The 26,289-nt window shown below is 54.5% G+C and carries 30 protein-coding genes and 9 pseudogenes; 21 read left to right on the top strand and 18 right to left on the bottom strand.

Features of this window, described 5'->3' with window-relative positions:
* Both CFR78_RS14405 and CFR78_RS14400 read right to left on the bottom strand, forming a co-directional pair.
* Positions 1-750 (bottom strand): annotated as a pseudogene (locus CFR78_RS14405) (IS3 family transposase); the annotation flags it as partial.
* Positions 751-833: 83 nt separating this feature from the next.
* Positions 834-1,034: pseudogene (locus tag CFR78_RS14400) on the bottom strand (transposase); the annotation flags it as partial.
* A 450-nt stretch (positions 1,035-1,484) separates the two neighbouring features.
* Between CFR78_RS14400 and CFR78_RS14395 the strand changes: the two are divergent.
* From CFR78_RS14395 to CFR78_RS16100, 4 genes are read left to right on the top strand one after another with little or no spacing between them, the layout of a single operon-like run.
* The gene (locus CFR78_RS14395) at positions 1,485-1,811 is read left to right on the top strand and encodes a TM2 domain-containing protein (protein WP_110581296.1); all 327 of its coding nucleotides are present in this window, start codon (positions 1,485-1,487) and stop codon (positions 1,809-1,811) included.
* A gap of 2 nt (positions 1,812-1,813) precedes the next feature.
* A complete protein-coding gene (locus CFR78_RS16110) occupies positions 1,814-2,347 on the top strand; it encodes a hypothetical protein (RefSeq protein WP_146221305.1) in 534 nt (177 codons plus the stop codon).
* Positions 2,344-3,438, top strand: a complete 1,095-nt coding sequence (locus CFR78_RS16105) for a hypothetical protein (protein ID WP_146221304.1) — start codon at positions 2,344-2,346, stop codon at positions 3,436-3,438. The genes CFR78_RS16110 and CFR78_RS16105 overlap by 4 nt, the downstream gene beginning before the upstream one ends.
* On the top strand, positions 3,435-3,989 hold the full coding sequence (locus tag CFR78_RS16100; protein ID WP_146221303.1) for a hypothetical protein: 555 nt from the start codon (positions 3,435-3,437) through the stop codon (positions 3,987-3,989). The genes CFR78_RS16105 and CFR78_RS16100 overlap by 4 nt, the downstream gene beginning before the upstream one ends.
* A gap of 20 nt (positions 3,990-4,009) precedes the next feature.
* Here the strand turns inward: CFR78_RS16100 and CFR78_RS14390 are convergent, their stop codons facing one another.
* Positions 4,010-4,459, bottom strand: coding sequence for a HEPN family nuclease (locus CFR78_RS14390; protein ID WP_110581295.1), 450 nt, complete (start codon positions 4,457-4,459; stop codon positions 4,010-4,012).
* Between the two features lie 193 nt (positions 4,460-4,652).
* On the opposite strand from CFR78_RS14390, the gene CFR78_RS16095 reads away from it, so the two are divergent.
* The 5 genes from CFR78_RS16095 to CFR78_RS14370 all read left to right on the top strand — a co-directional run bounded on the left by CFR78_RS16095 (position 4,653) and on the right by CFR78_RS14370 (position 7,692).
* Positions 4,653-5,162 carry a hypothetical protein gene (locus CFR78_RS16095; protein ID WP_146221302.1) on the top strand — a complete coding sequence of 170 codons (510 nt, stop codon included), beginning with the start codon at positions 4,653-4,655 and terminating at the stop codon, positions 5,160-5,162.
* 15 nt (positions 5,163-5,177) lie between these two features.
* Positions 5,178-5,348: an AAA family ATPase gene (locus tag CFR78_RS14385; protein ID WP_305069192.1), complete on the top strand. Its 171-nt coding sequence runs from the start codon at positions 5,178-5,180 to the stop codon at positions 5,346-5,348.
* Positions 5,345-6,208, top strand: a complete 864-nt coding sequence (locus CFR78_RS14380) for a DUF4435 domain-containing protein (protein WP_110581293.1) — start codon at positions 5,345-5,347, stop codon at positions 6,206-6,208. Before CFR78_RS14385 ends, CFR78_RS14380 begins: the two co-directional genes overlap by 4 nt.
* 197 nt (positions 6,209-6,405) lie before the next feature.
* The gene (locus tag CFR78_RS14375; RefSeq protein ID WP_025828231.1) at positions 6,406-6,675 is read left to right on the top strand and encodes a helix-turn-helix transcriptional regulator; all 270 of its coding nucleotides are present in this window, start codon (positions 6,406-6,408) and stop codon (positions 6,673-6,675) included.
* A complete protein-coding gene (locus tag CFR78_RS14370; RefSeq protein WP_240471448.1) occupies positions 6,676-7,692 on the top strand; it encodes a replication initiator protein A in 1,017 nt (338 codons plus the stop codon).
* Between the two features lie 16 nt (positions 7,693-7,708).
* Here CFR78_RS14370 and CFR78_RS16395 read toward each other — a convergent pair whose 3' ends face one another.
* Positions 7,709-8,068, bottom strand: coding sequence for a hypothetical protein (locus CFR78_RS16395; RefSeq protein ID WP_034931932.1), 360 nt, complete (start codon positions 8,066-8,068; stop codon positions 7,709-7,711).
* Here CFR78_RS16395 and CFR78_RS16780 point away from each other — a divergent pair.
* The 4 genes from CFR78_RS16780 to CFR78_RS14345 all read left to right on the top strand — a co-directional run bounded on the left by CFR78_RS16780 (position 8,046) and on the right by CFR78_RS14345 (position 12,665).
* On the top strand, positions 8,046-8,147 hold the full coding sequence (locus CFR78_RS16780; protein WP_167331799.1) for a DUF2274 domain-containing protein: 102 nt from the start codon (positions 8,046-8,048) through the stop codon (positions 8,145-8,147). The two genes, CFR78_RS16395 and CFR78_RS16780, sit on opposite strands and share 23 nt — an antisense overlap.
* Before the next feature lie 366 nt (positions 8,148-8,513).
* Positions 8,514-8,891, top strand: coding sequence for a hypothetical protein (locus tag CFR78_RS14355; RefSeq protein ID WP_220032410.1), 378 nt, complete (start codon positions 8,514-8,516; stop codon positions 8,889-8,891).
* A gap of 31 nt (positions 8,892-8,922) precedes the next feature.
* Positions 8,923-11,997, top strand: a complete 3,075-nt coding sequence (locus tag CFR78_RS14350) for an HsdM family class I SAM-dependent methyltransferase (protein ID WP_034931935.1) — start codon at positions 8,923-8,925, stop codon at positions 11,995-11,997.
* Complete coding sequence (locus tag CFR78_RS14345; RefSeq protein WP_146221301.1) at positions 11,997-12,665, top strand: hypothetical protein; 669 nt, start codon at positions 11,997-11,999, stop codon at positions 12,663-12,665. The genes CFR78_RS14350 and CFR78_RS14345 overlap by 1 nt, the downstream gene beginning before the upstream one ends.
* Here the strand turns inward: CFR78_RS14345 and CFR78_RS14340 are convergent.
* The 4 genes and pseudogenes from CFR78_RS14340 to CFR78_RS14325 form a co-directional block, all read right to left on the bottom strand.
* Positions 12,663-13,004 (bottom strand): annotated as a pseudogene (locus tag CFR78_RS14340) (recombinase family protein); the annotation flags it as partial. The gene CFR78_RS14345 and the pseudogene CFR78_RS14340 sit on opposite strands and share 3 nt — an antisense overlap.
* Before the next feature lie 112 nt (positions 13,005-13,116).
* Complete coding sequence (locus CFR78_RS14335; RefSeq protein WP_167331800.1) at positions 13,117-13,527, bottom strand: gamma-glutamylcyclotransferase family protein; 411 nt, start codon at positions 13,525-13,527, stop codon at positions 13,117-13,119.
* A gap of 47 nt (positions 13,528-13,574) precedes the next feature.
* Complete coding sequence (locus CFR78_RS14330; RefSeq protein ID WP_012553470.1) at positions 13,575-14,201, bottom strand: type II toxin-antitoxin system VapC family toxin; 627 nt, start codon at positions 14,199-14,201, stop codon at positions 13,575-13,577.
* Positions 14,202-14,210: 9 nt separating this feature from the next.
* Complete coding sequence (locus CFR78_RS14325; protein ID WP_146221300.1) at positions 14,211-14,633, bottom strand: hypothetical protein; 423 nt, start codon at positions 14,631-14,633, stop codon at positions 14,211-14,213.
* 398 nt (positions 14,634-15,031) lie between these two features.
* Here CFR78_RS14325 and CFR78_RS14320 point away from each other — a divergent pair.
* Together CFR78_RS14320 and CFR78_RS14315 are read left to right on the top strand one after the other, a co-directional pair.
* Positions 15,032-15,385: pseudogene (locus tag CFR78_RS14320) on the top strand (conjugal transfer protein TraG); the annotation flags it as partial.
* Positions 15,384-15,644: pseudogene (locus CFR78_RS14315) on the top strand (CopG family transcriptional regulator); the annotation flags it as partial. The pseudogenes CFR78_RS14320 and CFR78_RS14315, both read left to right, overlap by 2 nt.
* 33 nt (positions 15,645-15,677) lie before the next feature.
* On the opposite strand, the gene CFR78_RS14310 reads toward CFR78_RS14315, so the two are convergent.
* On the bottom strand, positions 15,678-15,923 hold the full coding sequence (locus CFR78_RS14310; RefSeq protein ID WP_034931944.1) for an aldo/keto reductase: 246 nt from the start codon (positions 15,921-15,923) through the stop codon (positions 15,678-15,680).
* 17 nt (positions 15,924-15,940) lie between these two features.
* Positions 15,941-16,028: pseudogene (locus CFR78_RS16755) on the bottom strand (transposase zinc-binding domain-containing protein); the annotation flags it as partial.
* Positions 16,029-16,062: 34 nt separating this feature from the next.
* Between CFR78_RS16755 and CFR78_RS16470 the strand changes: the two are divergent.
* Positions 16,063-16,288 (top strand): annotated as a pseudogene (locus CFR78_RS16470) (IS5/IS1182 family transposase); the annotation flags it as partial.
* 24 nt (positions 16,289-16,312) lie between these two features.
* Here CFR78_RS16470 and CFR78_RS14300 read toward each other — a convergent pair.
* From CFR78_RS14300 to CFR78_RS14270, 6 genes and pseudogenes are all read right to left on the bottom strand, one after another.
* Positions 16,313-17,463, bottom strand: a protein-coding gene (locus tag CFR78_RS14300; RefSeq protein ID WP_085948976.1) for an IS3 family transposase whose coding sequence is annotated in 2 segments (ribosomal slippage) — positions 16,313-17,205 and positions 17,205-17,463 — 1,152 coding nt in all. Because the reading frame shifts where the segments join, the coding sequence is not laid out codon by codon here.
* Positions 17,464-17,523: 60 nt separating this feature from the next.
* Positions 17,524-17,682 carry a hypothetical protein gene (locus CFR78_RS16385; protein ID WP_156953886.1) on the bottom strand — a complete coding sequence of 53 codons (159 nt, stop codon included), beginning with the start codon at positions 17,680-17,682 and terminating at the stop codon, positions 17,524-17,526.
* A gap of 367 nt (positions 17,683-18,049) precedes the next feature.
* Positions 18,050-18,421 carry a hypothetical protein gene (locus CFR78_RS14295; protein ID WP_240471449.1) on the bottom strand — a complete coding sequence of 124 codons (372 nt, stop codon included), beginning with the start codon at positions 18,419-18,421 and terminating at the stop codon, positions 18,050-18,052.
* Positions 18,396-18,848: an RNase A-like domain-containing protein gene (locus CFR78_RS14290; RefSeq protein ID WP_258366176.1), complete on the bottom strand. Its 453-nt coding sequence runs from the start codon at positions 18,846-18,848 to the stop codon at positions 18,396-18,398. Before CFR78_RS14290 ends, CFR78_RS14295 begins: the two co-directional genes overlap by 26 nt.
* A gap of 287 nt (positions 18,849-19,135) precedes the next feature.
* Positions 19,136-19,261, bottom strand: a pseudogene (locus CFR78_RS14285) (IS481 family transposase); the annotation flags it as partial.
* Positions 19,262-19,505: 244 nt separating this feature from the next.
* Positions 19,506-20,765: a L,D-transpeptidase scaffold domain-containing protein gene (locus CFR78_RS14270; RefSeq protein ID WP_181417546.1), complete on the bottom strand. Its 1,260-nt coding sequence runs from the start codon at positions 20,763-20,765 to the stop codon at positions 19,506-19,508.
* Between the two features lie 626 nt (positions 20,766-21,391).
* Here CFR78_RS14270 and CFR78_RS16465 point away from each other — a divergent pair.
* Positions 21,392-21,544, top strand: a pseudogene (locus CFR78_RS16465) (IS5/IS1182 family transposase); the annotation flags it as partial.
* Between the two features lie 542 nt (positions 21,545-22,086).
* Here CFR78_RS16465 and CFR78_RS14250 read toward each other — a convergent pair.
* Positions 22,087-22,722 carry a TetR family transcriptional regulator gene (locus CFR78_RS14250; RefSeq protein WP_034931948.1) on the bottom strand — a complete coding sequence of 212 codons (636 nt, stop codon included), beginning with the start codon at positions 22,720-22,722 and terminating at the stop codon, positions 22,087-22,089.
* 274 nt (positions 22,723-22,996) lie between these two features.
* Entirely contained in the window at positions 22,997-24,022 is a 1,026-nt protein-coding gene (locus CFR78_RS14245) for a zinc-dependent alcohol dehydrogenase family protein (RefSeq protein WP_034931949.1), read from the bottom strand.
* 122 nt (positions 24,023-24,144) lie between these two features.
* Between CFR78_RS14245 and CFR78_RS14240 the strand changes: the two genes are divergently transcribed.
* The 4 genes from CFR78_RS14240 to CFR78_RS16460 form a co-directional block, all read left to right on the top strand.
* On the top strand, positions 24,145-24,564 hold the full coding sequence (locus tag CFR78_RS14240; RefSeq protein ID WP_084149725.1) for a winged helix-turn-helix transcriptional regulator: 420 nt from the start codon (positions 24,145-24,147) through the stop codon (positions 24,562-24,564).
* A gap of 361 nt (positions 24,565-24,925) precedes the next feature.
* Positions 24,926-25,291: an antitoxin Xre/MbcA/ParS toxin-binding domain-containing protein gene (locus CFR78_RS14235; RefSeq protein WP_034931951.1), complete on the top strand. Its 366-nt coding sequence runs from the start codon at positions 24,926-24,928 to the stop codon at positions 25,289-25,291.
* Positions 25,288-25,806, top strand: a complete 519-nt coding sequence (locus tag CFR78_RS14230) for an RES family NAD+ phosphorylase (protein ID WP_084149726.1) — start codon at positions 25,288-25,290, stop codon at positions 25,804-25,806. The genes CFR78_RS14235 and CFR78_RS14230 overlap by 4 nt, the downstream gene beginning before the upstream one ends.
* 318 nt (positions 25,807-26,124) lie before the next feature.
* Positions 26,125-26,289: heavy metal-binding domain-containing protein (locus CFR78_RS16460; protein ID WP_338075348.1), on the top strand; the 165-nt coding region annotated here is incomplete at its 3' end.

Below are 26,289 nucleotides of genomic sequence, written 5' to 3'. Positions count from 1 at the left end.
AGGACAGGACCTTGCGCGTGAACCAGTCCATGATCGCCACGAGATAGAGAAATCCCCGTTTCATGGGAATATATGTGATATCGGAACACCAGACCTGGTCAGGCCGATTGATGACCAGATCCCGTAGCAGATATGGATATTTCCGATGCTCCGGATGGGGCACGGTCGTGCGCGGCTTCTGGTAGATCGCCCGCAGGCCCATGATCGCCATGAGCCGCCGGACCCGCTTGCGGCCCACTTCATGTCCCTGGCGGCGCAGATGCCATGTCATCTGCCGTGAGCCATAATACGGCGTTTCCAGGAACTGGGCGTCGATCAGCCGCATCAGCTCCAGATTGGCTTCGCTCTGTGGCACAGGCCGATAGTAGACGCCCGACCGGTTGAGTTGCAGCAGCGTGCATTGCCGGATTATCGGCAGGCATGCTCTCTTCGGGTCAATCATCTGCCGCCTCTGATCACGCCCAACCGAGCAGAGGCATCCCGCAAAAAATCCCGTTCCACCAGCAACTGGCCGATCTTGGCGTGCAGTTTCTCTACATCAGCAGGGCTGACTGAAGGTTCCGTTACTGACTTACCAGAAAAAAGGCTTGCCATGCCTTCGATCGCCTGGCGCTTCCATTGGGCGATCATCGTCTGATGCACGCCATGTTTCGAAGCCAGTTCCGCCAGCGTCAGTTCCCCACGGATCGCCTCCAGCGCAACCCGTGACTTGAACTCTGCCGCATACCGTTTCCGCGTAACCTTGCCCATAAAACCCGTCCTCGTTCAGGCCAGATGATAGCTTATCGCCCTGTCCGAAAAATGGGGACCACCTCTTTCGATGTGCCTAAATGACGGAAATACCGGTAAACGGTCTGCCATGGCGGGAAATCGCGCGGCAAGCTGCGCCACATGCAGCCATTTTTCAGGACATAAAAAATTGCGTTGATCACTTCTCTCACATTGGTTGAGCGAGGACGACCTCCCGGTTTTGCCTTGAAAATATAAGGCTCTAGCAACTCCCACTGCTGATCTGTCAAATCAGTATCATACATTTTAAAAATATACTCCTAAATACTCCACAATAATAAAAACATAAACATCAATCTGTTCTTATCGTCATATAAGTTAAACTCTCATAAATTCTAGATATATTCAATAAAAAACTTTTATACTGCTAAGCGGTATGATAAAGACATATAAAGGGGTATCTTAATTTCATTTCACGAGGAACTTGCCTAAAAAGCACTATTCCGATAGAATACCTGTAGCGCTTGGTCGCGCACGAAAAACGAAGTGGCTCCCCCTTGGTCGGGTGGCCTGCGAATATAACACCCGGCTGCTGAGCCAATGCGGTGAATGGGGGCACTCGTTCGCTGTAATGGGAAATAAGCAGGGCAGCGTTCACTTCGTTATCGTTGCGACCAACCACCTGACGCCAAGCGGGCGTCAGGGGGAGCATCTTTTCATGTCCTTGGTCGGACAAAAAACGAGGTATTAAACGGATGAATCAGAAGTCTTTTCTGTTGGAACTCGAAAATATAATTTGGTCTTTACCTGACGAAGTTAGAGGTAAATTTATTAATTCATTTACAGAGCAGGGTAAAAACCCAGTTATTGCATTCGGCCTGAGTGCTTTTCTAGGATTTTTCGGTATAGATATATTTTATATCGGAGATACTATGCTGGGTGTAATCAAACTTATTACTTTAGGAGGTTTTGGCATTTGGTCTTTGATTGATTTGTTCCTAATTGCGGGATTGGCGAGAGATAAAAACATCAGGATTGCTCGTGAGTTAAAGGGGTCATTCTCAGCGATAAAGATCAAATAACAATGATTAATCAAAAAACAAATAAATATTTAATTAATAAATATATTTCATTCACAGGTTATGGTCTGGTAATTGCAGCCACTGCTATTTCCTTGCCATCATTTCCTGTGAAATCGCATGCCGCTGGCATTATCAGTTCTCTGGCCAGCACAGCGGCCCATTCTGCCGCAGCCAGTGCGGCCGGAACCGGCGCAGCCATGGCTACAGCCCATGAAATGAACAAACGTCAGGAAAACGCTGATTCTGTAGACTCTTCTCCTACGTCTGTATGTGGGAAATTGCTGGTCACGCATAGCGTCGCAAAGCAGATAGCTCCTCTCGTAGGACAATCTGCGTCTCATGTAGTAGTGCAGGTATCCAATGAATCCGTAGACCCTGATGGAACAAGGCAGTGCACAGGCACAGTGACATTCCCCGGAGGAAGGCGGAGCGTATCGTGGACCGCACAGAAGCATGGATTGCTCTATAAGGTGGCAGCTACGCTGGCTGATGCTCCTGTATCTGGACAAACTCCTATGCATAAGGTGACGCTATGAGGCGCGTTATAGGAGGCTGTTTAGCCGTAGGTATGGGATTGTTCGTCCAGAACGCCTATGCGGGAGACATATATTATAAATATCCGGATGGTACAACATTGATATCTGGATCAACACAACCCGACTTATGCATTATAGAAAATTCTAATGAAAAACTCTACTTTTTTTCAAAAAAAGGGAGTGCTCCAAGATATTTATTTGAATATCCTGTTAATTATTATATGGATATTCGTATCTTGAGGAATATTAACCAGCATATTAACTCTGACTTTCAGTTTAAATTTTCATATCAAAATCAACCATGGGGCGGAATTGGTCATGATCTGAAAGATGATGAAAAGCACCTATACCAATTGGATATGAACTCGGATAATTACAATGCATTTTTAGCTCAGTTAACGTCGCAGCAGGCCATAAGCCTCCAAATATATTTCCAAGACGTAAGTGAAAACAACAATACATCAGGTTTGTTGGGGAAACTAATCTCTTCCGGTAAAAGGAAAAAGTGGGTAGAGTCTGGAAACGTAAATATATCATGGCCGAATTTTAGCCAAGACCTAAAGCATTTTCAGGATTGCGTTGCAAATAATGGGCCTGCTCCCGGTTGGACACAGCGTATTGATCCTGAAGTGCAGCAACAACAGCAGGAGCAGAAAAATAATGCTGCACAAGCTGCATATAGTAATGCGCTTGATGTTGGAAGCTTTCTTGCCTACGGGGCAGATGCAATAGGGAAAAGTGTAAATGTAAAAGGAAGTCCTTATTGTCGGGATTTAAACTCCTGTAACCTTATTGATATGAATGATGACGACAAAAGGGTGTGGTTTAATCCACGATCATTAAGTGTTCAGGTTCGGCAGAGACTTCTTAAATGCAATCCTTACCAAACAAACACGCTAGATACCGATACAATTTGTATAGCTATAATTTCTGGAGAGGCAAACAATGTCAGACTAACCAGAAATGGTGAAAACTACATTGAGCCGGGAATTAATGCTACTCATATCCAATTTCTATCTGCCGGGAATGTAGCGGCTGGATATTTAAAAAACGTTTTGAATAAAATTGGAAGTAGCGTGCCACAACAATGAAAAAAATATTCATTTATCCTGTAATAGGAGCTTCCTTTTTGTCTCCGGCTTATGCTGATGACGCTGGTATGAAAGCCTATCATTTTTCTGATGGAAGCACTCAGATAGTAGGAAACGATGGGGGAAATTTTCTTTGTATAACTCGAAATAGCATGAGTGGCGATGCTGATAATACAGTCACTATTATGTCAAATGGAGAAGATGCTGATTTTATAATTTCGTCGTCTCAAATAAAAGGAAGAGAGTCTAATCAGACTTTTACGGTATTATTTTCTTACGAGCAGAAATTTTATCATGGCATCATGATAAAATCTCCCGTTGATCATGATAGTTTCAAACTAAATCTCGACAAAGATGCCGCACTAAGTTTTCTTCGGGCATTCAAAAATGATGGAAAACTTAGTATTTCTGCAATACCGTTTGCTGATCCATCTCCCGGCCTCTCCAAAGTTACCTTTGAATGGCCAACGTTTAATCGTGATATGCTACACCAGCAAGCATGTGAAGAGAGTAAAGGCCATATAACTGGTGCAATTGAAGACATTCAATAAGCCTGATTGTGGAGATGTAATTATTTATATATCTGTTCAAGGCAGATTTTGAAGTCAACAAGAAGACGTTTCATTTGATATACGGAAATCGTGCATCTGAACGTCTTCTTATTATCTTCTTTGTTCCAGAAATCTATAGACTGTATTCGTTTGACTTTATCAGGATTATACCTGATATTTCCATGCGCTAGAGCATGACGAATGCATTTTAAAAATCCATAATAGGAAATGTTTCCTTCTGAGATAATCTTGTAATGAACGTCTATCGGGACTGGTTTGTTCGAGAAATGTTCAATGAACTGCTTCCCTTTTGACGACTTCTCAAAGGGATGAATGAGCGCACCCAAGAACGTATTCACGAGTTGGGTCACTTCATACAGGGCGTGGGTCTCGTAATTCGCTTCGATGAATTCCAAGTTGGCTATGGACCGTCGAATGATGTCCAAGAGTGGATCGCTTGGAATACCCACGCTGTGCCGTCCTTATGGTAACCAGATCGCCAGATGAATACCTTCTGATATGGCCTCGTAAAACGCAAGGCGTCGGTGGTGCAGACGGGACACTAATCTAACTTTTTCAAACGTTTAGACTTTTGAAACAGTCTCTAAAAAAATGCATCAAGTTTCACGAAACTTCGGTGTTTATTTTTCGACGTTGGACAAAATGTCTGCGGAAGAAACTGATAAATTCCAGCAGGTTTATCTATTATCACTGATTTCGCCGTCAAAGTTCGATGGAATATCAACCGTTCAGTCGCTTGATGCAAATGAAGAAAAGGCAGCGTTGCGCGGCATGTTGCTGGATTTTAAAATAAAGACACATACATTTTCAGCGAAACTAGATAGTTTTGCAAAAAAAATGGATAGAGCTATTAAAAATTATGAACCGAACTCTCCATTAAATGCAGAAGATTTCCTTGTTCTGACGGATACTGTGCGAATTCATGATGTTGTTAATGAGTGGCATCAGTTGCTAGGTAAAAGAAAGGAAATATACCAGCCTAAAGAAGACTTCAAAAAAATAATGAACAAGCTTCTTTTTAGGAAGAAAATAGAAATAAACTCTGGAAACGAGCCTATATTTATAGATGAAAGTAATAACGAAATACCAATATCAAGCTTGTCATTCGGTGAAAAGCAATTATTTATTATTCTCGGAGAGGGTCTTCTTTAGAGAAAAAATGAATGTATATTTATGGCGGATGAGCCTGAATTGTCACTCCATATCGATTGGCAAGAAAATCTTGTTCCAAGTTTGAAAAAAATAAATCCTAATTCGCAGGTAATTTTTGCAACTCATTCACCTGATATCGTCGGAGCATATAAAGATAGAACGATTAATTTGGAAAAACTGTTATGAGCTTCGAAAGAACTTTGCAGGGTCAGCAGAATAGATCCCTATTTTACGATGTGGATTTTATTGTGTATACTGAGGGCGGAGACATAGAGCGAGAAAAATTCGTATCATTTGATGCTGCATTCTGGAAGGCAGTTTTTCGAGCACTTCGTCCCGATTTGAAATGTAAATTTCTTCCTCGTGGGAGTAAGATAAATCTTATTTCTTATATTGAAGACATTAAAAGGGGAGTCTTGCTCAATACTATAGTTGCAATAGATAGAGATTATGACGAATTTTATGGAAATTTGTACGAAAGCAATTTTGTCATATACACATATGGTTATAGTTACGAAAATGATATATATGATGAAAAAATAGTAGTTGATACATTTTTGAGTTTATGTCCATCCCTTCATGAGGAAGATAATATTTCACATGAAGTAAATGAATTTATTTCGAATTTTGTGGTCGATAGTAGATTTTTTTCTTATGCTGATTTCTTGGCGTTTTCTATCGGACAAAAAGTCATAGATAGAGATAAATTGGGGCAATATATTGATCATAAAACAGATCATCTTTTGCCAAAATTAAATTCCAATGAAATTAGAAAAGCGGTAAGGGTTGCAGCATTATCAACGGGTAGAAGAAGAGTTCCCAGGGGAACTATGAAAAGAATTGATATTCCGAGATTTAGTGTTGGACACTTTTATGAATTATTCGTATTTAAGATAATTTTTTACTTACATAAAAAATATAGTGACACGCAGAAACTTACTAAAGATTCTATAAGATCTCACTCTATTCAAATGTTTTCCATTTTTTTAAGGGATATGGATTCTGAAGTGGTAAGATATTACAATAGGGTTATGGGAGCTATTTAATTTTACGTGTGCGGTGGGGAAGTCGTGGATCTTTCGCTTTGTCGCCATAGTGATCGTTTTCGATAAAGATTTCCCATCGGGGTGCCGGAATCACCCCCCCTAATTCCGGCACTCTCCAGACCGCTGATCCTCCGCCACGGTTCGCCATGGTCCGCTGTCGTTGCCGACAGCCGCCGAACCCAACCGGAGGCCCGATCATGCTCGATCCCAAGACGGGGTTGCCGCCCCGTTTCCTGCGCACGCCCGACGCGGCGCGCTTCCTCGGTATTTCCATCCGCACGCTGGAAAAGCACCGCACCTACGGCACCGGCCCGACCTATCGGAAGATTGGCGGCCGCATCGTCTATACCCTCGACGACCTTCAGGGCTGGACCGAGAACGGCGTCCGCAGGTCCACGACCGACGAGACACCCTGCCGTGTCTTCCCAGCCCGCCCGCTGACCCCGGCCGAAAAGGCGACCCTCTGAATGGCCGGCGTCATGCCGCAGCGCGGCCAGCACGGGCGGGAGAGCGAGCGGCTGCGCCTTGCTCCCTTCGTGATCGCGGGAGGCGATGCCAGCCCCCGCGACCAGCGCGATCTCATGGAGCGGCCGTTCTTCTCGCTTTCCAAGGCAAAGCGGGTCGCCCCGATCCTCTACGAGGCCAGTGGCCAGCGGGTCGAGATTCATGGCCTGGCCGAGCACGGCATGGCAACCATCTGGGACGCCGACGTGCTGATCTGGGCCGCCTCGCAGATTGTTGAGGCCGAGAATGGCGGCCTCAGGACGTCTCGCTTTCTGCGCTTCACCCCATACCAGCTTCTGACGGCCGTCGGCCGCACCACGGGCGCACGGGATTATCGCCTGCTCAAGGCCGCATTCGCCCGGCTGCAATCGACCGTGATCCGCACCACCATCCGCAACGGTGAGCATTGGCGCCGGCACCAGTTCTCCTGGATCAACGAATGGGAGGAACGGACAACTCGCGACGGCCGTGTCGAGGGCATGGAGTGCGTCCTGCCGGACTGGTTCTATCGCGGCGTCATCGACCGCTCGTTGGTCCTGACCATCGACCCGGCCTATTTCCGCCTGACGGGCGGCATCGAACGCTGGCTCTACCGCGTCGCCCGTAAACATGCCGGGCATCAGCCGCAGGGCTGGCTGTTCGAGATTCCCCATCTTCACGAGAAATCCGGCAGCCTGGCGCGTGTCTCCGATTACGCGCCAGCAGCAGGCGGCGAGCGGCGGGCGAAGGCGGACCGGAGGCGGCGGTTCCAGCCGTGCGTCGAAAGGGGAGGGAAGCATTGCCTCCAGGCGTGGTGTGCGGCGCGGACGGGGCGCGACGTTCGTGCGCGCCCGGAACCTCTCGAATGGCTGGAGTCATCGCCGACCGGGCACCCGTCGCGTCATCGTCAAATCCCGCTCCGTCCGCGCTGCCGGACGGAATGGCAGGGCCGCCGCCCATCTTCGCTACATCCAGCGCGACGGTACCGCCCGCGACGGTGAGCGGGGGCGGCTGTATTCAGGGACCGAGGATCGCGCCGATGGTGATGCCTTTCTCGATCGCGGACAGGATGACCGGCATCAGTTCCGGTTCATCGTTTCGCCGGAGGATGCCGGGGATCTCGCCGACCTGACGGGCTACACCCGCGACCTGATGGCGCAGGTCGAAGCCGATCTCGGCACGAAACTCGATTGGGTTGCGGTCAACCACCACAATACCGGCCATCCGCATGTGCATGACAGCGCTGGGCGCCCTTCTGATCGGGCGATTGCCGGTATGGCCGAAGGAGGTATCTATCGGCCGAGCCGTCATCTGGAAGAGGCCCGGTTCGAGGGGCGGGTGCCGGGCGGCGACTATGACGGTTTCGTCGCGTCGCATGTTGGAGCGATTCATGGCTACGGATCGAGGGTTTGCGAAGGCACGGCGGGTGAGCTTCTCACTGATTAGAGGAGAATGAAGACTGAAACGGATAGAAGTGGACTTCCAAGATGCAAGCGGCGGAACTACGGAACTTTGGTAGGTAAATGCCAGTGAATTTTCATGCAGGAGATTCGCGTTATGACGACCTGAGCATACAAGAACATGACCACATGGAAGTCGCTCGCAGAGGCGCCGTCAATCCGATGTAGATGGAATAATGGGCGATACCCGCTTTACCCACCCAAGCGGGTGTGATACCCGTTTGGGTGGGTAAAGCGGGTATCATGCCCACTTAGAGAAACCCTATTGGGCGACGAGAATGCGGCTTATACAGGCGAGCGAGGTTCAGAAACTGACCGGGCTGACAAGCGATCAGCTCCGGGAATGGACCTCTCGCCGCGGATTGATCCAAGCCGATTTGAAGCCAAGCGGGCCGGGTACGCGTGCGCGCTTTGCTTGGCAGTCAGTGTTGCTTCTGCGCATCGCTGTCGTTCTGAAAGAACGATTTCATATCGAACTGCAGTCACAAAAGCCTCTATTCTTGGCTCTTTCCGTAAGACTAGCGAAAATTTCGTTCCCGGCATTGCGTGAAACTGCATTGGTTCTGGAGCCAGGAGGCGGCTTCGACATCCTGCCGCTCGGAGCACTCCGCCGCCTAGCCGAAAAAGGTGATTGCCTGATTCTGACCCTTGACCCTCATCTCGACTTGCTTTCGATGCAGTTTGGCATGCCAGCGCCGATGCGCCAACTCCCCCTCTTCCCCGTACGAGCGATAAGATAATGACCCGTTCCCTACGAATGAGGCGCTCGCGATGACTGTCCTTGATAACTGGCTGAGCGCTCTATCCTACACCGACTTTGGGGAAGACCTTTTTCGCGTCGGCGAGAGCCCCTGCATCCGGCCTTATGCTGCCGAGATCGACGAGATGCTGGCCCCGGCCAGTGGTATCGGCGCGTCCGCCGTGTTCTGTGTGGGGGATCAACCTACTATCTGTTTCCTTGATGGCACATGTCTGGAGGAGAACGCCGAAAAGCGGGTTGAGCAAATTAGGCAGAAGATCTGGAATCAGAATTTGGCCTCAGTGGTGCTGGTTGTCGATGAAGAAGCCATGACGGCTTATTCGGTCAATGATCGCGAGGCCGAGCCCGACACCTTGCTGCGCAGCGATGCTGTCGCGCGCGGTGCGTGGTCGGCCTATGAGTTCCAGTCGGGCTTCATCAAGGATCGCCTTTCGGACTGGTTTGAGCCCGAGGCACGCGTCGACCAGCGACTGCTTGTCAATCTGCGTGAGGTGGTGCGTGCGCTGATCAAGGCCGACCTTGATGCAACCGAAGCCGAAGCGCTGATGGCTCAGGTCATTTTTCTCTGCTATCTTGAGCAGCGTGGGATCGTTGGGCCTGCCTACCGCGAAGCCCATAAGCTTGACGTGCTTGAGGCCTACATCTCCGGTCGCGATGGTGCCGGCATCGACGCCTATCTTCAGCAACTCGGCAAGGACTTCAATGGGGACTTTCTGAGTTCACGCGACGGCGGTGCGCCCAGATGGTTTAATCTGAGCCCTCAGGCGTTTCGGGCCGTCCACCTCTTCCTTGAAGCTGTGGATTCCGAGACAGGCCAAGGATCGCTCTGGCGTTATGATTTCAGCCATATTCCGGTCGAACTGATCTCCGGCATCTACGAGACCTTGCTCAAGGAGCGTCAAGGTGCGCTCGGTGCCTACTATACACCCCGCCACCTTGCCAATCTCGTTACCGAGCAGGCCTTCGAAAGCTTCGCCAGCGCTGAGAAATGCACCGTCTACGATGGTGCGTGTGGCTCCGGCATTCTTCTGACGACGGCCTTTCGTAAGATGCTGCGAAGCGCCGAAGTCGCGCGTGGGAGCAAGCTCCGCTTCGAGGAGCGCGTTAGTTTGATGCGGGCCAATATATTTGGAAATGATCTTGACGAGACGGCGTGCTGGATTACGGCCTTTAGCCTATATCTCTCACTGCTCGAAGGCTTGGACCCGGTCGATATCTCGCTACTCCAGTCTGACGTCGGCCAGAAGCTACCCAACCTGATAGGAACTGACCGAAATATTCAGAAGGGAACCGAACAGGGGGACTTCTTCTCTCCTGATAATCCCTTCGCAGGCAAACGCAGGTTCGACATCTTCCTGTGTAATCCACCCTGGCGCGAGTCTGACGACGACGAGAAGCCAAGTTGGGAGGCTTGGTGCGGCGAGCAATGCCCACCTTACCCTGTGGGACGCCGGCAGATCGCTGCGGGATTCGCTTTCCGGGCGTCGCAGTCAGTACGACCTGATGGGGTGATCGCGCTGATTATGCCACTGAATCTAATCGCGGGCGCTACAGCCCAGTCGAATACCTTTCGCCAGCGCTGGATCGAGGATGTCCAACTCGAGCGGATCATTAATTTTGCTGATGTCCGGCGGCTGTTGTTCGCCGCAGCCAAACATCCCTGCGCGGTAGTACGTGCCCGACCCAGACCGCCAGGCGAAGGCGTCATTTCGCTCGCCGACGAACTCGTCGAATATTGGGCACCGAAGACCGATGTCAGCTTGGCGCTCGGCCGATTAGCGCTACATCCGATCGATCGTAAGTTGCTTACCGCGCGCGATATCTACACCAAACCGTATCTGCTCATTTCGGCTTACTGGGGGGAGCGGCGCGATCTCGACCTACTGCGCCGACTGGCGAAGTTTGGTAACCTTGGCCAATTTATGACAAAGCGTGAAGAGCCTTGGGTTTCTGGTAAGGGGTTCCATGCACCGAACCAGAGTAATCCCAATCGCACGCTTGGCCTGCTCGAGCCGCTCGCCTTTCTGCCTGCCGATCGTATGCCGCGCGACTATCCAGTGATCGCGTCCGACGTGCAACTCGATCATGTCAGGGATCACTATCAGATCGTGGCAAGTCCTGGCGGGAAGAACGGTCGCCTCTATCATGGTCCGCGTGTCATTCTTACCGACGGCCTTACCAACGAATATGGGGTTCGGGTCGTCTATACCGAAGAGGAGTTTGCCTTTACCTCGTCGATCGGTGCGATTGGTGGTCCCAAGCGGGATGCCTCCTTGGTCAAGTTCCTTGCCGCTTATCTACGATCACCGATCACGACCTTCCTCCTCATCATGACCGGCTATTCGGTGATCGGCGAGCGCCCGCGTGTTGCGATTGAAGATCTTAAAGCCTTTCCTTTTTGCGGACCTGAGCGCCACCCCACGCCGGATAAGGCGCGCGCGATCATCGACGAGGTTTGCATGCGCTTCGATGCGATGGCGGATGTCGAGGAATGGCAGCGGGACCATACCTATGCAGCAATGCGAGATACGCTCGACGAATTGGTGTTCGATTATTTTCAGATGTCCGAAAGCGACCGTCTGCTGGTGCGCGACACGGTTAGGACCGTGGCTGCATCCATCCAGCCGCAGGACTATGCGCGACTGGCGACACCACTTCTACACCGCCCGACGAGGAATGAGGTGGCCGACTATACAAGGATTTTGGCAAGCGAGCTCAAGGCGACGCGGCGCCGGACGGGCGGACAAGGCGCTCTTGATGTGGAGGTGGTCATTGACGGCGCCTCGGGCTTCTTCGGGGCGATCCGCGTCGCTTTGAGCCGCGATCAAGACCGCGCTGTGATTGCACGGTCGCAACAGGTTTTTCGTGGGCTATTAGATGACATCGAAGTGGCGTTCCGCAGCGAGTTAAAACAAACGGACCGTGAGAATTTGTTCCGGATGCCTAATGCAATGACGATCGTAGGAAACGCTTTTTATTTCATCAAGCCGATGCGGCGACGGTTCTGGCTGGCAAGAACGGCGCTCGCCGATGCTGATTTGATCACGCGCACCGTGCAGGCCGCCGCATGGGAGAAGCGCACCTGATGACCGCCACGCCTTCTGACGCTTGGTTCACTGTTTTCCCAGCACCACGTATCCCAAATGTGTTGGCCTATATTGGCCAGACTTGGGACTGGCTACGGACGAGCTATGTCGGTGCGATCGGTTTTGATAAGGACGAGCCGACGCTTACAGACAATCTATGCGAGGCGCTCGCCGACCCAGAGCGCCGTTTTGATAATCGGATGGACTGCGACTTCCAGGCGGAAACTTGGGAATTGCGGCGTGCGGCCGATGGCACAACCACCCGGATTGCCCGCGCCGATATTCGCGTTATCCTCGGCGCGCCGGGCACACCGCACTTCGTTGTCGAGTTCAAGAAGCTGGATGGCACGGCGCAGGCACGCTGGCGCTATTGTCATGATGGGGTAAACCGCTTCATCGAAGGCAAATATGCAGTCGGGCATGCCTTTGGTGCGATGTGCGCCTTCACCTGTGCGATTCCATCTGCCGAAGCAAGTGCCATGGCGACTTATATCGCTGAGCCTGCTAGGGCTGCGGCGCTGAATTGTGTGGACACAGCTGGTGTGGCGAGGATCACCCGTCCGTCGGCCGCCGACCCGGCCGATGCCGCATTTGATACATGCCATGACCGTCCGACATTGGCGCCGAACGATCCGATCACGCTGCTTCACATATTCCTAGCTTGTTGAGTAGCCGCCACCACAGCAGCCGCATTTGCTGAGGCCAGAGAATAGGTAACGGGGACGACGTTTCTCGCGGAAATGATCGGGCGAGGATGTGTCGCGTGTGTCGCGGCTGGCGCTGACGCTGGCCTGCCGCGCCTTGACGGCGTCCCACAGATCCTGATCGACGATCCGCAACTCCGGCACCTCCTGGATCACCCATTCGGATTCAGGATTAGGACGGGCCTGGCGCTTGCCAGTATCGGGATCCTTGATGAAGCGCTGGCGGTTCCACACCAATTTTCCGACATACATCTCATTGTTGAGGATGCCGGTGCCGCGCGCCCGGTTGCCATTGATGGTCGAGAGGTGTCGGGTATCATGCGCGGCGATGGCGGGATTGACTGGTCATTTGCCCGCAAGCGGGGATTAGGGTTGTAATTACCTTCGGGTGTCGTGCTGATCCGTCGCATTGCTCTCACACGCTGTCGACGTATCCGGTCGGAAGACCGACTTTGCGGCCAACTTCGCGGAGTTTTTCGCGATACTCATCGTTGGTGACGCCTCTTTCCGGAGGTATCGGCAGATTGAAACAAAGGGCTGCGATGCTTGTGCTATCGGAGAGGCGGGCCAAGACAGCTTCTGGCCGGTATGAGGCGACGCTTTCGTCGGCGTAAAGACGGTCGATATCGTTGTGAGTCAGGTCCATGACTATTCCATGCACTGAACCAGATATGTCAGGGACAAGAGTAGCGCGCTTTCCAATACGAAGCGCCATTCCCGCGATCTCAGCCTGTCGAGGGTTCGCGGGTTCAAAGCCTTTCGTCCGAAGAACATCCGCATCCATGAACAGGCCGTAGAAGAAAATCGAAATGTGACGAGAAATCATGTCTGCTCTCACTTCAATTTTTGTTCGCTCTGGTTCCCGTGCCGCCATCAGCGGAATAGCAGAACGCTGGTGTCCGGCCGAAAACGGAGAAGAAGATCCATATCGCGACGGTTCATCGACACCAGGATGGCATTTTGCTCGCGGGCGCTGAGGAAGAGCAGGGTGTCATTAATCAGCTTCCGGCGCAGGCCCTCCTGGCAGCACGCTTCCGCTGACGTCAGCGTGCTCTTGGGCTTTGCAAGATGCTGCGTTCGGGCCAGAATACCGGCGATCATGCCCGCTTCGGCCCAGGTTTCCGCGCTGGGGGCCACGATATCCGTTCGGTCGATTGTGTCGAGCATATCCAGCACGACTTTGCGGTTGTGCGGCGTGGCGGGATGAGTCGGATCGAGGATGCCTGCGCTGATGGCAAGCTCGCTACATGCGACGCCGCTATGCAGAATCCTCCGGCTGGCCACGAAGGCAGCCAGATCCGGCGCGAGCTTTCCCTGAAGGCGTCGCAGATAGAAATTCGTGTCGAGCATGACCGGCAGGTCCGGCGGCTGGGCCGTGATGTCGAACGGAAGCTCTGTGTCGGGTCGGCGTGCCATCGCCCGTGCATAGGCGTCGGGGTCATGCTGTCGTGCAATGTCGGCGGCGGTTTCGTTGCCGCGCGATCCTGCTGGCGTCTTCACGATGAATGCTTATACCGCGAGTTCAAAATCGTCCGTGACCGTGTCCTGGCTCTCCATGAGCCATGCCTTGAACCGATCTGGCGCTGCCGCCATTGCCAGGCTGGCGTTGATGACGTCGGCATCGTTGGTCAGTCCGAACCGCTTCCGGGCTGCATCCATCACGCCGGGATCGACACGCGTGGAAATCTTCTTCGAGCGGACGCCGGTGACGACACCCTGGTGCGTCAGGAAGACAACCGCGCGTGCAACCGACGGATCGCGCGCCATCAGGCTCGCGAACGCCTTGCTTTTGAACACCCGTATAATGTCGCTTTCCACGGTCGGCTGGCTGGTTTTCCCACGCCGGCGCGCCGGGCGGGCAGCAGGACCGATGCTGGCCGGTGCAGTCACACCGGATTTGGTAGCACCTTGCTGTCGGCTCGTATGTGCCATCGGAGTCTCCCTTATGTCGGACGTTTCTACCATAAATGTCCGACATATGCACGATTCAAGTGGAGATCGCCCGGCTCAAAGCGTCGGGAATTCATCGCTCAGGAAGCCGTGCTGCAAGTGCAATGCGTTCAGTGCATCAATCACAGGGTCGAGCTTCCTCCGTTCCTCCGTGCCTAGTTGATCAACGGCGTCGTCAGACCGAGGCGGGTTCTGCGGTCCAGTCATGGCTCGACTCCTTCCGAGAGATATCCTGCGCATGATGGGCGGGTTTGGCTGTAGCCCGCAACGCGCAAGTATTTCTTCGCTCCTGCCCGCTCGGGTACGAGGGGTGCCGGATCATGCTTGCGCCCTGGAAAGCGCCGGTTCTTCGCTGTCTCCCATGACAAGGGGAGGACACGATGGACCAGCCAGGAACACGCATCCAGTGGGGACAGGCGCTGCTGGTCCTGTCCATGATCGTGCTGTCCTGGTGGACGGCGACACAATGGACGGCTTGGGCGCTGGCCTTCCAGCCGGAACTCGGCCGGCCGTGGTTCACGGTCCTGCATCGCTGGCCAGTCTATGCCCCGCCGCTGTTCTTCTGGTGGTGGTACGAGTTCGACGCCTACGCCCCGGCGGTGTTCGCGCGCGGCGCCTGGATCGCCGGCTCGGGCGGGGTAATGGCTTTTGCTGCGGCGGTGGCGCTGTCCGTCCACCGCGCCCGCGAGGCGAAGCGGGCCGCGACCTATGGGTCCGCTCGCTGGGCCGAGGATGAGTCGCAGGCTGGACCGTCTCGACCGGCAGGTCGTCCGTATGGAGCGCGATCTCGGGATCAGCCTTGAGACGCTGGCGCTGTTTATCCGCTACTGGATGACGGTCAGTCCGCCCTTGCCGGAACCGGCCGCAGCGGCGGCGCGGGCGCAAGGGGCGGAACGCTACGAGGCCTTCGTGGCCGCCCTTGGGCGACGACTCAGCCGGGGGCCGTTCTTCCGGCAGGAGATCCCGGACGACCTTCGGGCTGAGGCCGAATAGGGGCTTCCCGGCGTCGGTCGGCCCCTGCGCGTACTACGATGTTTTCGGCAACTCCCCCGCCTTGGCGCCGGCGCGATAGCTGCTCTGCCGTTCGATCATCCAGCCCGGATATTCCGGCGGCAGGGCGCTGACGGCGTCCAGCGTCGTCAGGTCCTCGGGCGAGAGCGTGATGGTGGTCGCGGCGATATTGTCTTGCAACTGGTCTGGACGTTTCGCGCCGATGATGACGCTGGTGACCACCTTGCGGTGCAGCAGCCAGGCGATGGCGATCTGTGCCACGCTGCGACCATGCGCCTCGGCGATCCGCGCAGGTAGGGTGAAGACGACATGGAAATACCCGACCGGCAGCAGATCGGCCTCCCGCTCGGCCAGCCATGTCCGCGCGGCGTCCCGAACGTGCCCTCAGTTTTAAGTTACGGAAACAGCTTTTGAATGCTCAAGGCGTCTAACAATTCAGGGCTATACGGACCCAGGGGAATCGCCTGAAATTGTCAGGTTGCCCGAGGCCAAACGTACGTGGCTTTGTCCTGCTGCCATGCCGATGGGTCGTTGAACGATCTTTCGCATGAACTACACGATGCCGCAGACTCGGCAAGGATTATGAGCATTATGCTCCAACACGCACAGGTCTTCATGTCATCTGACGTGCCCCCCCTTTTTGTATCCACTCAAAAGGAGAGTTCCCGTTTTTCATGGCTTGGAGTTGATGGAATAGCAAGGGTCTTGGGGGCATGCCCCCGAGACCCTTGTCTGGCGACCTGATCCGGTGTCCTGCCATTCAGTTGGGAATGTGGGCGTACCGTATTGTAGTCTTCCCGCCAGTCAGCCAGAATCTGGCGGGCGTGCGTCAGGGACGTGAACAGCGTTTCGTTGAGACATTCATCCCTGAGCCGGCCATTGAAGCTTTCGACAAACCCGTTCTGCTGCGGCTTCCCCGGGGCGATATAATGCCATTCGACCTGCATCCCGTCGGCCCATTTCAGAATGGCTTGGGATGTGAATTCCGTCCCGTTGTCGCTGACAATCATGAGGGGTTTGCCATATCGCTCCACCAGAGTTGTCAGTTCCCGCGCCACACGTCCGCCTGACAGCGATGTGTCGGCAACCAATGCCAGGTTCTCCCGGCTGAAATCGTCGATAACAGCCAGAATGCGGAACCGGCGGCCACAGATCAGGGCGTCGGACACAAAATCCAGGCTCCAACGCTGCCCAGGTTCCTGGGGGACGGTCATGGGAGAACGCGTTCCCAATGCTCGCTTTCGGCCTCCCCGATGACGGACTTTCAGCCCCTCCTCCTGATAGAGGCGGAACAGCTTCTTATGATTGGGTGTGAGGCCTTCCCGCGCCAGAAGATAGCTCAGGCGACGGTATCCAAAGCGGCGCCGCTGGCCCGCTAGTTCCCGCAGACGCTGGCGCAGGACGACATCGTCCGCCCTGGTCGAAATATAGCGCGCAACACGGCGGGCAAGACCGACAAGCGCACAGGCACGGCGTTCACTCAGGGCCAGAACACCGCGAATATGGTCGACCGCCTGCCGCTTGGCGACAGGCGTCACCACTTTTTTCCAACGATTTCCTTCAGCGCTGCATTATCCAGCATGGCATCCGCCAGAAGACGTTTCAGGCGGCTGTTTTCATCTTCCAGCGCCTTCAGCCGTTTGGCCTCGGACACTTCAAGACCACCATAGCGGGTCTTCCATTTGTAGAAAGTTGCGTCACTGATCCCGTGTTTTCGGCAAAGATCAGGGACCTTCAGCCCAGCCTCCTGTTTCTTCAGGATCCCTATGATCTGCTCTTCCGTAAAGCGACTGCGTTTCATCCGTCCGTATCCTTCTCGATCGGACTCTACTTTAAAATGGGCACATTTTCGGGGGGCGCGTCATTCAGGCTCAACTGTTGGAATGATACCAAGCAAAGCTTTACTGATGCGGTCGATTTCCGCATCGGTGCAGGCCAGTAAGGTGCGCAGTTCCCGTATCGTTTCTTTTTTGAATGAGAGTCCTCGGGTTTGCGGTTCCTCCTGAATGACTTCATCCAAAGTATCTCCGAAAGTATCTGCATCCTATCCTAAAGAAATGGTTCCAAGTTCGCTTAGACGAGGAAACATATCATGAAGATCATATTTAGTTAAGTTGGACGGTATAGACATAATATGTCATCCCATTGTGTTCTTTTTTGTAATTGAAATTTTGATGCGCTATGCATTACTGCGCTTCCGACCTACATACTGAACGACGATAGTCCCTCTTACATAAGTATATATTTCAATCTGCGTTCTTCTTACTTTTAAGTTGAAAATAAAATGACGGGACAGTGCGCCTTCATAAACCGGTTCCGGAGATACACCTTGGTCGGATCAACATGCGTTTCTACATAAGTATTGGCGGATAACCTGCTTATCCGGCTCAGGTGTCTCCTTGTTCCTGCACCTCGGGATCATGTTCAAAGGCATGTAGGACGGCAGACCAGAATGCGCGTAGGCTGGGAAAACGACCCCAGTTGGGTGGTTCTTCAACATCAGCAGTGGGATCTATGCGGATCAAGGCCCAGGTAACATGGTCGATTTCCGCATCGGTGCAGGCCAGTAAAGTTTTTAATTCGGCGATCGTTTGCAGTTTGAACGGAAGGTCATGCGTTCGCGGTCCGCACTGGATTGCTTCCTCCAGCGTATCTCCAAACATATCGGCATCTTCGCCTAAAGAACTGGCGCCCAGGTCATCCAGACGCTTAAATATTTTACAAATACGAAATTTATTTAAGTCTAACAGTCTGCACATAGTAAATCATCCCATTATGTTCTTTTTTAGTAATTGTAACCGTTATATATCGCGCAGCTTTGCGTACCCGATCGGTGTTCTCGACAACAATAGCCCCGCTGCCTGAAAGATGTCCTTCAACGTGAACTGAACTTCCATCTCTGGCGTCCATGAGCCATGCATCAATCTTATGGAAATGATCCCGCAGCACTGCGTGAATAGCACGTTCAGCCTCTTCCTTCGAGATGAAGAATGAAATGGCCGGATGTCTCTCCTTTGTAAACCGGCGCTCGATATATGCCTCGGTCGGGTCAACGTGTTTTAGCAGCACATGCCCGCCCGCCTTGCGGTTATGGGCAGGCGCCTCATGATGGTTGAGGTCAAGCCGGTTCTGCCGATGCGGTGAGAGGAGGTTCTGGTTGGCGGGTGTCCGTGTGGGCTGGGCCATGCGTTGCACAGGCCGGTGGAAGTGCTCCGTCGTGATGTCGTCCTGCCTGAAGGCAAGGCGGTTTGCATCTGCCATGGCAACACGCATGGCCCGCGTTGCGGCGAAATGCGCTGCCGCATGGAGTATGCCAGCGGGGATCATGGCATCCGCAGCCTGACCGGCCAGATCGGCAATGGCAGGGGGCGCATGGGCCTTCAGCGCCATGGCATGAACCGCGCGTTCGGTCAGGGTGAGCGCGGCTTTTTGGGACCGGTCTTCTGATCCTCGACAGTCGGATGCTTCCGCTATTTCGCCACGGTTTTTGGATTGATCCCGAACTTTTCGCTCAGCGCCGAGAGTGAAGCCTGCGATCGCTGTATTGCTGCTCGCACCGCGTGCGTGGTCGTGGCGCTGCCATGACGTATCTGTCCCATAATGCTTCCTTCCACTCGCGTGAAAATACCACACCATCAAACCCCAGGACTAAACACCTAGGAAGTTGAGAAACTTGTCCCCAGGTTTGAAGCGGCCAGCGGTTGCAGATGCTGGTGCTGGATCATACGGAGTTAGTCAAGGCATTAGACACTTTCATTGCGATCATGAATCCGTTTCTAAGACTGCCAGTTTTCCTTGCGATGACAGCCAGATTTACAGAGACGCAGCCGTGCGGCGCTGCGTTCAGAACACATGTGATCCTGCGGCGTTGAATGATCCTGCGGCGTTGAACGTTAGACGGCTGCTGCCTCCCACATAGGCCGGTCCTATTGCGAGGGTAGAGACACGGGTGCTTCGCGGCGGTCTATGCAACAGATTCCAGAGTACAGGGTCCCGGTTGTAGAAATCAGGCGCGTATCGCAGCATGCCGTTTTCGTCCACGAACGCGGTCTGGTAAATGACGAACACCGGCACGCCCATCGGCAGGGTGTGACGTGTCGTCTTGCCGGTTGCGATGTCCTGATCGACGGTCCTGAGGGGTTCCTTCAGCAAAAGGGCCGCCAGTTCCCGCGGATTTTGCACCCGGATGCAACTATGACTGATGCGGCGGTTGACGCGGTTGAAAAGGGACCGGTCGGGCGTGTCGTGAAGATAGACGTCAAAGCGGTTGGGCATGTCGAACATCAGCAGGCCCAGTCCAGCTTCCGGTCCCGCCATCTGCTCGATTTCTCCGTTGGGAAGCATGATCATCCTGTTGCGGGCAAGATAGTTCGGATCGCGACTGATTCTGGGCAACATCTCACGTGTAACGATGTCTTTCGGAACGACCCAGGGCGGGTTGAACAGGCTCGCTTCGATTACCGCCTGGAATTCCGGGCTTTGGTCGCGCTGCGTGTCCTGCCCGACGATCACCCGGGCGGACAGTACCGGCCGGTCATCGCGATAGGCCACCAGCCGTTCATCCGCCACGTTGACCACGATGCGATCGGCGGGCATCGCGCGTGGCAGCCATCTCTGGCGCTCGAGATTGACCTCAATCCTGTGCTGGCAATCCAGGACCTTGCGCCGCTCGGTCGGTCCTGCGGAACGACAGGTCTGCAATGCCTGTTGCAGGGCGCGATAGCCCGGGGTCGTGGGGGCCAGGCTTTCGAGCATGGCCGCCGGGTCGGCGGCGTCCAGGGCTTGGCTCACCACGGCGGCGACATCGACCGCAGCGGGCACCAGGGCCTGATTGTCGGCCCGTCGTTCCGGCGGCACGGCCCCGTGCGCCAGAGCGTCGGCATAGGACAGCGCTGCGTCCGACAGCAGAAGTTCACGCTCAAGCGGTGTCAGGTTCTTGTCATGCCGCAATAGGTCGGCGTGAAACGATGCGGGGTCCAGACCTTGGTCGCCCGCTTGGGCAATGGCCTTCAGGACGGCCTTTGCCTGAGCGGGATGGCTGTCCCATACTGGCTCGAAGTCATGGAGGTCGTAAAATCGTTTCAGCAGGTCGGTGTTGAGCATATCCCTCCCCGCGGTGACAGAGGCCGGGACGTTGAGAGCGCGCCCTATCTCGGTCGATGCAGACTCCGGGGTGGTAGTACAGGCGGAGAGAGCCACCACCGCCGCCAGCGCGCAATGGCGAGCGGCGGCAACCCATAGGCCCATGGCGCGTTCTACTGTTCCGATCATTGAGGAGTTGTTATAATATGACTTGTTCTGCCACCATGATGTAGACACGCAACACGACTCCTTGATCTTTCAGTATGACGTGAATAGTAGTTTGACTTTCTGTCGAGTGATGTTCCTAAATATTTACTGGCCATCAGGGCCTTAACAAAGGAATAACAGATGTCCGCGCCATCCAAAACATCGTCCTGTTACAGACTGCTCCGTAATGCGGCGTTTGTAGCCGTTGCCATTCCTCTGCCGATGCTCGCCGCTTGCGCGGACCACAAGCCCCCACCGGCGCCTGCGCCCGTCGAAGCTGCGCCGCCGCCTTCGCCGCCTCCGCCGTCAGCACCTCCAGCCCGCGGCTAAGGGCTGCTTTCGACAGTTTATTACATGAGATTCCAGCTCCTTTGTGGAGCTGGAAGATTCGAAAAACTTTTTTGGATATGATGCGCCCTCTGGTCTTGTAATGAGGGGGCATGAAACAGCCCGGTTTCTTTGATGTTGAAGACCGTCCTGCTCGCCTGAGCGGGTTGGGCATCCAGTTGGAGGCCCTTTCCCGGACTGTGAATTCTGAGGTGTTGCGACCTGATCTGGAGAAGGCTCTGGTTTGTTCAGGCGGGAGGAAAGGCAGGCACTTTTAGAGGCAGCGTCACATGGCAGGCCCAGCGTAGCAACTGGTTCACCCCTTGTGATGTGCAGCATATGACTCAGCCGTTCCGCCGCGATCAGCCCGGACGGATCGAAGGCGTCGGCGAGGAACGTAGTCTCGGACATAACGGATTGCCCCATATATTGCCCGTATTATAGGGTCATATATGAGGAAAACTGCCTGTGAGAAGGATCCCGGTTTGATGTCTCCATGCATTACTGGCATTGTCATGCGGTGAGGCGGGGTATCTCGCGGTCGACCAATCGCAAATATCGTTGGTTGCCTTTCCCCGCAACCATACCGAACATACTGAATATGATACAAAAACGCCGCCCTCTGAGGCGGCTTTTTTGCGTCCAAATTTCCACCGCAGGAAACACATGGGAAACAGACGGAAAGGTACCGGGGCGCGATTTTGTCCACTTTCACAAATGAGTGAAAGCGGGGCTGGGCGTCTTCTGACTGAGCCGAAAGATGCTCTGACGTTCGCGGAGCGGCCGACTTTCCGATGACAGATTCCGATCAGATGCTTCCGGAGAGCCGGAGCAGATACGCTTCGAACATATTGGCCATGGCATCGCCATAGGCTGCGATTTCCACGTCGCTTCGGGGTGTCTCCGAGAACGTCTTGCCGACCGCACCGAAAGTCGTCCTGATGAGGTCACCTGCCAGGGTGCGCTCGTCGTTCGTGGCGTTCGGCAGGACCTCGCGCATAAAGCGCTGGAGGATGTCATTCCCCGCCTGTCGCACTTCTGCGGCTTCCGGTGCATCCCGATAGAGGGGGGCAGCATCGTCGAGTGCTATACGGACGGATGCTTCCGCGCATTCCGAACGGATGAAAGCATGGGTCAGTACTCGCAAACGCGCCAGCGGTGGTTTGCTGGCGTCATCAAGCGTATTGCGCAGCATCGCGGTCGTCTCCCGCCATTCGTCGGTCTGGAGCCGGAACAGGATGGCGGCCTTGTTGGGGAAATACTGGTAGAGCGAACCGATGCTCACGCCGGCCCGCTCGGCGACGCGGGCCATGGTGAAACGCTGCGTACCCTCGGTCGCCAAAACCTGAACAGCGGCGTCCAGCACGGACTCCACCAGCTCCATTGAGCGAGCCTGCTGCGGTTGTTTTCGCGAGGAAATTTGCGCGTGGCGGCGCTCTGCCATGATGGCTCCCGAATGCGATTAGAAAACCTGAATATTTCGTCGTATTCTGGGCACCAATCCTGAACTCGTCAAGCAACGCTGGATACTCCTTATGAGCACGTTCGACGCCGATATGTCCCCACTGCCACAGAATGCCGCGACGTCGGGGCGCGTCAGGGGACATGCTGATCCAGGACGTGGCGGATCTGGTTTGCAACGGCGTCGAAGAATTCGTACCCAACTCGGTAGCCGTTCTGATGCTGCTCACAATATGACAGAACCACCTTCGCGTGGGTCAGTCCGAGAGGGTAATGACGATTTTCCCAACGTGGCTACCAGTCATGAGGTGGTCAAATGCCGCCCTTGCCCAAGCAAAGGGAAACACACTGTCGATCACAGGCTTCAGACCAGACGCCGTCCATGCACGCATAAGGTCTTCCAGTATCGGCCTGTCACCGACAGCAACCGAGCGAACAACCGCTCCGCTGCCCTTGAGATGGAAATAGTCAATTCCCGGATTGTCACTGCTCAGGAAGCCGACCAGCACAACTTCCCCGCCCCAGCGTACAGCATCGAGAGACTGGTTGATCGTGGCAGGGCCACCGACCTCAACGACGCAATCCACGCCTGTTCCACTGATGATCCCATCCTTGATGTGTCGCCCCCAGTTCGGAACATCCCTGTAATTGATGATATGATCCGCTCCCAGAGCCTTCAACCGTTCGGCCTTTTCCGCACTGGACGTCGTCGAGATCACGGTCGCACCCACGGCTTTGGCAAGCTGCACCGCAAACATCGAAACACCACCCGTTCCAAGCGTGAGAACCGTCTGTCCGGCTCGCATGGGGGTACTGCCCGAAAGTGCGTTCCAGGCCGTCACGGCCGCACAGGGAAGGGTGGCCCCGTCTTCAAACGAGATACTCCCAGGGAGCGGCACCACCGCTTCCTGCGAGACGACCTTGTATTCGGTCAGCCAGCCATCCGAACCGGTGCCGTAGCTTTTCAGCATCAAGCCGATAGGCGGTCTGCCGCCCAGCCAGCGGGCATGGAAGCTGCTGACAACCCGATCTCCCGGGCGGAAAACCGTGACATCTTCGCCGACACTGACGATTTCCCCCGCAGCGTCGCTGCATGGGATCAGCCCAGGCTTCGCTGGCCAGACATAGCGACCGAGAGTGGGGGCAATATCACGATAGTTTAGGGAGACAGCACGCACCTTTACAAGAACTTCACCGCGCTGAGGCGCGGGCATCGGCTCATTGTGCACGGAAAGGTCATTGAGAGAAGAGAGAGCGTCGAAGCGCCAGGCGCGCATGGTCATAGCAGGTGTTTCCTTCAGCCAAGGGGGGCAGCCGGGACCGCAGTTGCGCCTTTCTCTGTGCTATGGTGCTGCCGTCGTGACAAGAACGCACAAAAAAGTCCATTACCCACCAAAAGGTAACCATGCCGGATTCAGATACGAAAACCATTTATAACGCACGCCCCCGGTCCAGTTCGGCCGCCGATATGCAGTGCGCCCTTCGCATTCTCGAAGGCCGATGGAAAATGATGATTCTGGCCTGGCTCTTTGAGGGGCCGGTCATGCGCTTTTCAGACCTGCAAAGGGCCATACCGGATATTTCACAGAAAATGCTGATCCAGCAGCTTCGTGCGCTGGAGCAGGAAAAAGTCATTTTCCGCACAGTCCATGCGCAGGTCCCGCCTAAAGTCGAATATGGCCTGACGGACATTGGCAAGGCACTTGGCCCGGTCTTCATGGCCCTGCTGGACTGGGCGGACCTGAGACGTGCGGCTCACGCGCGGACGCCGTCTGGAACAGCCCCTATCTCTCACCGAAGCTCAGGGTGTTCGTCGAGTTCATGACGGCGAATCTGTTCCCGCCCAAATGACCTCGCTCCGGTGTTCACGCATACGTGTTTTTCGGCGAAACTACGTGCGTTTTTAATTCCAGTTGTTTCCTATGTGTTTCCTGCGCGGGATTTCAGGCAACAAAAAACCCGCCGTGTTAGGGCGGGTTTCTCGTGTCTTATGAAGGACTTATTCATGGTTGCGGGGGAAGGCAACCAACGATACTTGCGATTGGTGGACCGTGAGATACCCCGTCTCGCTGCATGACAGAGTGACCATGCCAAAGCGCATGGGCATGTCCAATTGGAATCCTTGTCATAGACAGACAGCCTCATATATAATCCCATTCTATGGTCAATATGTGAGGCAATCTATCATGTCTGAGACCACGTTTCTCTCCGATGCCTACGATCCGTCCGGACTGATCGCGGCCGAACGGCTGAGCAGCATGCTGCACATCACTCGTGGCGAACTGGCTGCCACCCTGGGTCTGTCCCGCGATGCCGTCTCCAAAAGTGCCCGCATCGGCCGCCCCGCCACCCAGGCGAGGCTGCGCGACATGGTCGAGATCCTCAATCGCGTCAGGCCATGGGCAGGTTCAGCCCAACAGGCTTTCGCATGGTACCGGTCACAGCCGCTGCCCTCCTTCGGTGATCAGACTGCCGAGGCGCTCGTCCGGGAGGGACGCGCCAATGCCGTCCGGCGCTATCTCGATCGGATTGCAACCGGCGGTTACGCGTGAGGTTTACCGGACGGGTATTCAGGGCTCACAATCCCCGCTGGTCTTTCACCCCATTATCAGGCGATGGTGCGGCGCTTTATGGAGGTCGGTTCAACCCGGTCGGCACACCTGCCCTTTACACATCACTGCGGATGGAGACTGCCTGGCTCGAAGCCCAGCAAGGCTTCCCGTTCAAGCCTCAGCCTTTGACCATCTGTGCCTATGACGTCGATAGCGAACCCGTCCTCGATGTGACCGACCCGCCCAATCTTGATAATCTCGGTTTCTCCTCCTCTGCCCTCGCCTGTCCCTGGGAAGATCTTGCCGACCAGGGCAAGATGCCACCATCATGGGAACTGGCAAAGACACTCATCGCCAATAAAATAACTGGCATCATCGTTCCGAGCTTTGCTCCCGGAGCGACGAAAAACGACCAAAATCTCATCTTCTGGAAGTGGTCAGGCGACCTGCCTTCCCGCGTGATCGTCATTGACGATGAAGGACGTCTGCCCAGGACCGATATGTCGTGGCCGTAAGCCGACCTCCGGCGGCAAAACGGGGCAAAATTGCCAGCGTTATCCGTCGGCAACCCTGTCAGGTAGGCTACCGGGCACTTATAAATGGCGGGCCAACGAGTGCACCAGTTCGATCAGGACAATATGCGGGTCGGCCTCAAAAGCATCGCGCAGAGCGAGTGCGCGTCACACCATGGATGCCGTGCGCTACCGGTCGGATAACAGCGTCAGCCCGCCTTCATTCATCGACTCGATTGCCGCTGTACCGCTGGTTTCCGAATCTCCGGCACAGACGTTCCCTTCTTCCTCACCTTTGTTGCACCCATCGGGAGAGATCGCATGTCAGGTAAACAGCAGATGGACGGTCCGCATCCGTCCACATCTGGCGCCGTTTGGACCTGTCCAATGCATCCGGACATCAGGGAAGCGCATCCTGGGAAATGCCCGATATGCGGTATGACACTTCAGCCGATGAGCAGCCCCAGCAATATGGAGCCAATGAAG

The organism is Komagataeibacter rhaeticus (assembly GCF_003207855.1).
Lineage (GTDB): Bacteria > Pseudomonadota > Alphaproteobacteria > Acetobacterales > Acetobacteraceae > Komagataeibacter > Komagataeibacter rhaeticus.
The sequence above is the reverse complement of the archived record's forward strand: the minus strand, read 5'-3'. Positions and strand labels throughout refer to the sequence as shown.

Bases quoted from the DNA above. Each gene is read 5' to 3' on its own strand.
- CFR78_RS14270 (WP_181417546.1), bottom strand. From the start codon at position 20,765: ATGCTCAACACCGACCTGCTGAAACGATTTTACGACCTCCATGACTTC.
- CFR78_RS14395 (WP_110581296.1), top strand. From the start codon at position 1,485: ATGAATCAGAAGTCTTTTCTGTTGGAACTCGAAAATATAATTTGGTCT.
- CFR78_RS14345 (WP_146221301.1), top strand. From the start codon at position 11,997: ATGACCGCCACGCCTTCTGACGCTTGGTTCACTGTTTTCCCAGCACCA.
- CFR78_RS14370 (WP_240471448.1), top strand. From the start codon at position 6,676: ATGGCCGGCGTCATGCCGCAGCGCGGCCAGCACGGGCGGGAGAGCGAG.
- CFR78_RS16395 (WP_034931932.1), bottom strand. From the start codon at position 8,068: ATGCGACGCGACGAAACCGTCATAGTCGCCGCCCGGCACCCGCCCCTC.
- CFR78_RS14350 (WP_034931935.1), top strand. From the start codon at position 8,923: ATGACTGTCCTTGATAACTGGCTGAGCGCTCTATCCTACACCGACTTT.
- CFR78_RS16100 (WP_146221303.1), top strand. From the start codon at position 3,435: ATGAAAAAAATATTCATTTATCCTGTAATAGGAGCTTCCTTTTTGTCT.
- CFR78_RS14295 (WP_240471449.1), bottom strand. From the start codon at position 18,421: ATGTGCAGACTGTTAGACTTAAATAAATTTCGTATTTGTAAAATATTT.
- CFR78_RS14335 (WP_167331800.1), bottom strand. From the start codon at position 13,527: ATGATTTCTCGTCACATTTCGATTTTCTTCTACGGCCTGTTCATGGAT.
- CFR78_RS14325 (WP_146221300.1), bottom strand. From the start codon at position 14,633: ATGGCACATACGAGCCGACAGCAAGGTGCTACCAAATCCGGTGTGACT.
- CFR78_RS16095 (WP_146221302.1), top strand. From the start codon at position 4,653: ATGTCTGCGGAAGAAACTGATAAATTCCAGCAGGTTTATCTATTATCA.
- CFR78_RS14380 (WP_110581293.1), top strand. From the start codon at position 5,345: ATGAGCTTCGAAAGAACTTTGCAGGGTCAGCAGAATAGATCCCTATTT.
- CFR78_RS16780 (WP_167331799.1), top strand. From the start codon at position 8,046: ATGACGGTTTCGTCGCGTCGCATGTTGGAGCGATTCATGGCTACGGAT.
- CFR78_RS16110 (WP_146221305.1), top strand. From the start codon at position 1,814: ATGATTAATCAAAAAACAAATAAATATTTAATTAATAAATATATTTCA.
- CFR78_RS14250 (WP_034931948.1), bottom strand. From the start codon at position 22,722: ATGGCAGAGCGCCGCCACGCGCAAATTTCCTCGCGAAAACAACCGCAG.
- CFR78_RS14235 (WP_034931951.1), top strand. From the start codon at position 24,926: ATGTCTGAGACCACGTTTCTCTCCGATGCCTACGATCCGTCCGGACTG.
- CFR78_RS16105 (WP_146221304.1), top strand. From the start codon at position 2,344: ATGAGGCGCGTTATAGGAGGCTGTTTAGCCGTAGGTATGGGATTGTTC.
- CFR78_RS14240 (WP_084149725.1), top strand. From the start codon at position 24,145: ATGCCGGATTCAGATACGAAAACCATTTATAACGCACGCCCCCGGTCC.
- CFR78_RS14290 (WP_258366176.1), bottom strand. From the start codon at position 18,848: ATGGCCCAGCCCACACGGACACCCGCCAACCAGAACCTCCTCTCACCG.
- CFR78_RS14375 (WP_025828231.1), top strand. From the start codon at position 6,406: ATGCTCGATCCCAAGACGGGGTTGCCGCCCCGTTTCCTGCGCACGCCC.
- CFR78_RS14245 (WP_034931949.1), bottom strand. From the start codon at position 24,022: ATGACCATGCGCGCCTGGCGCTTCGACGCTCTCTCTTCTCTCAATGAC.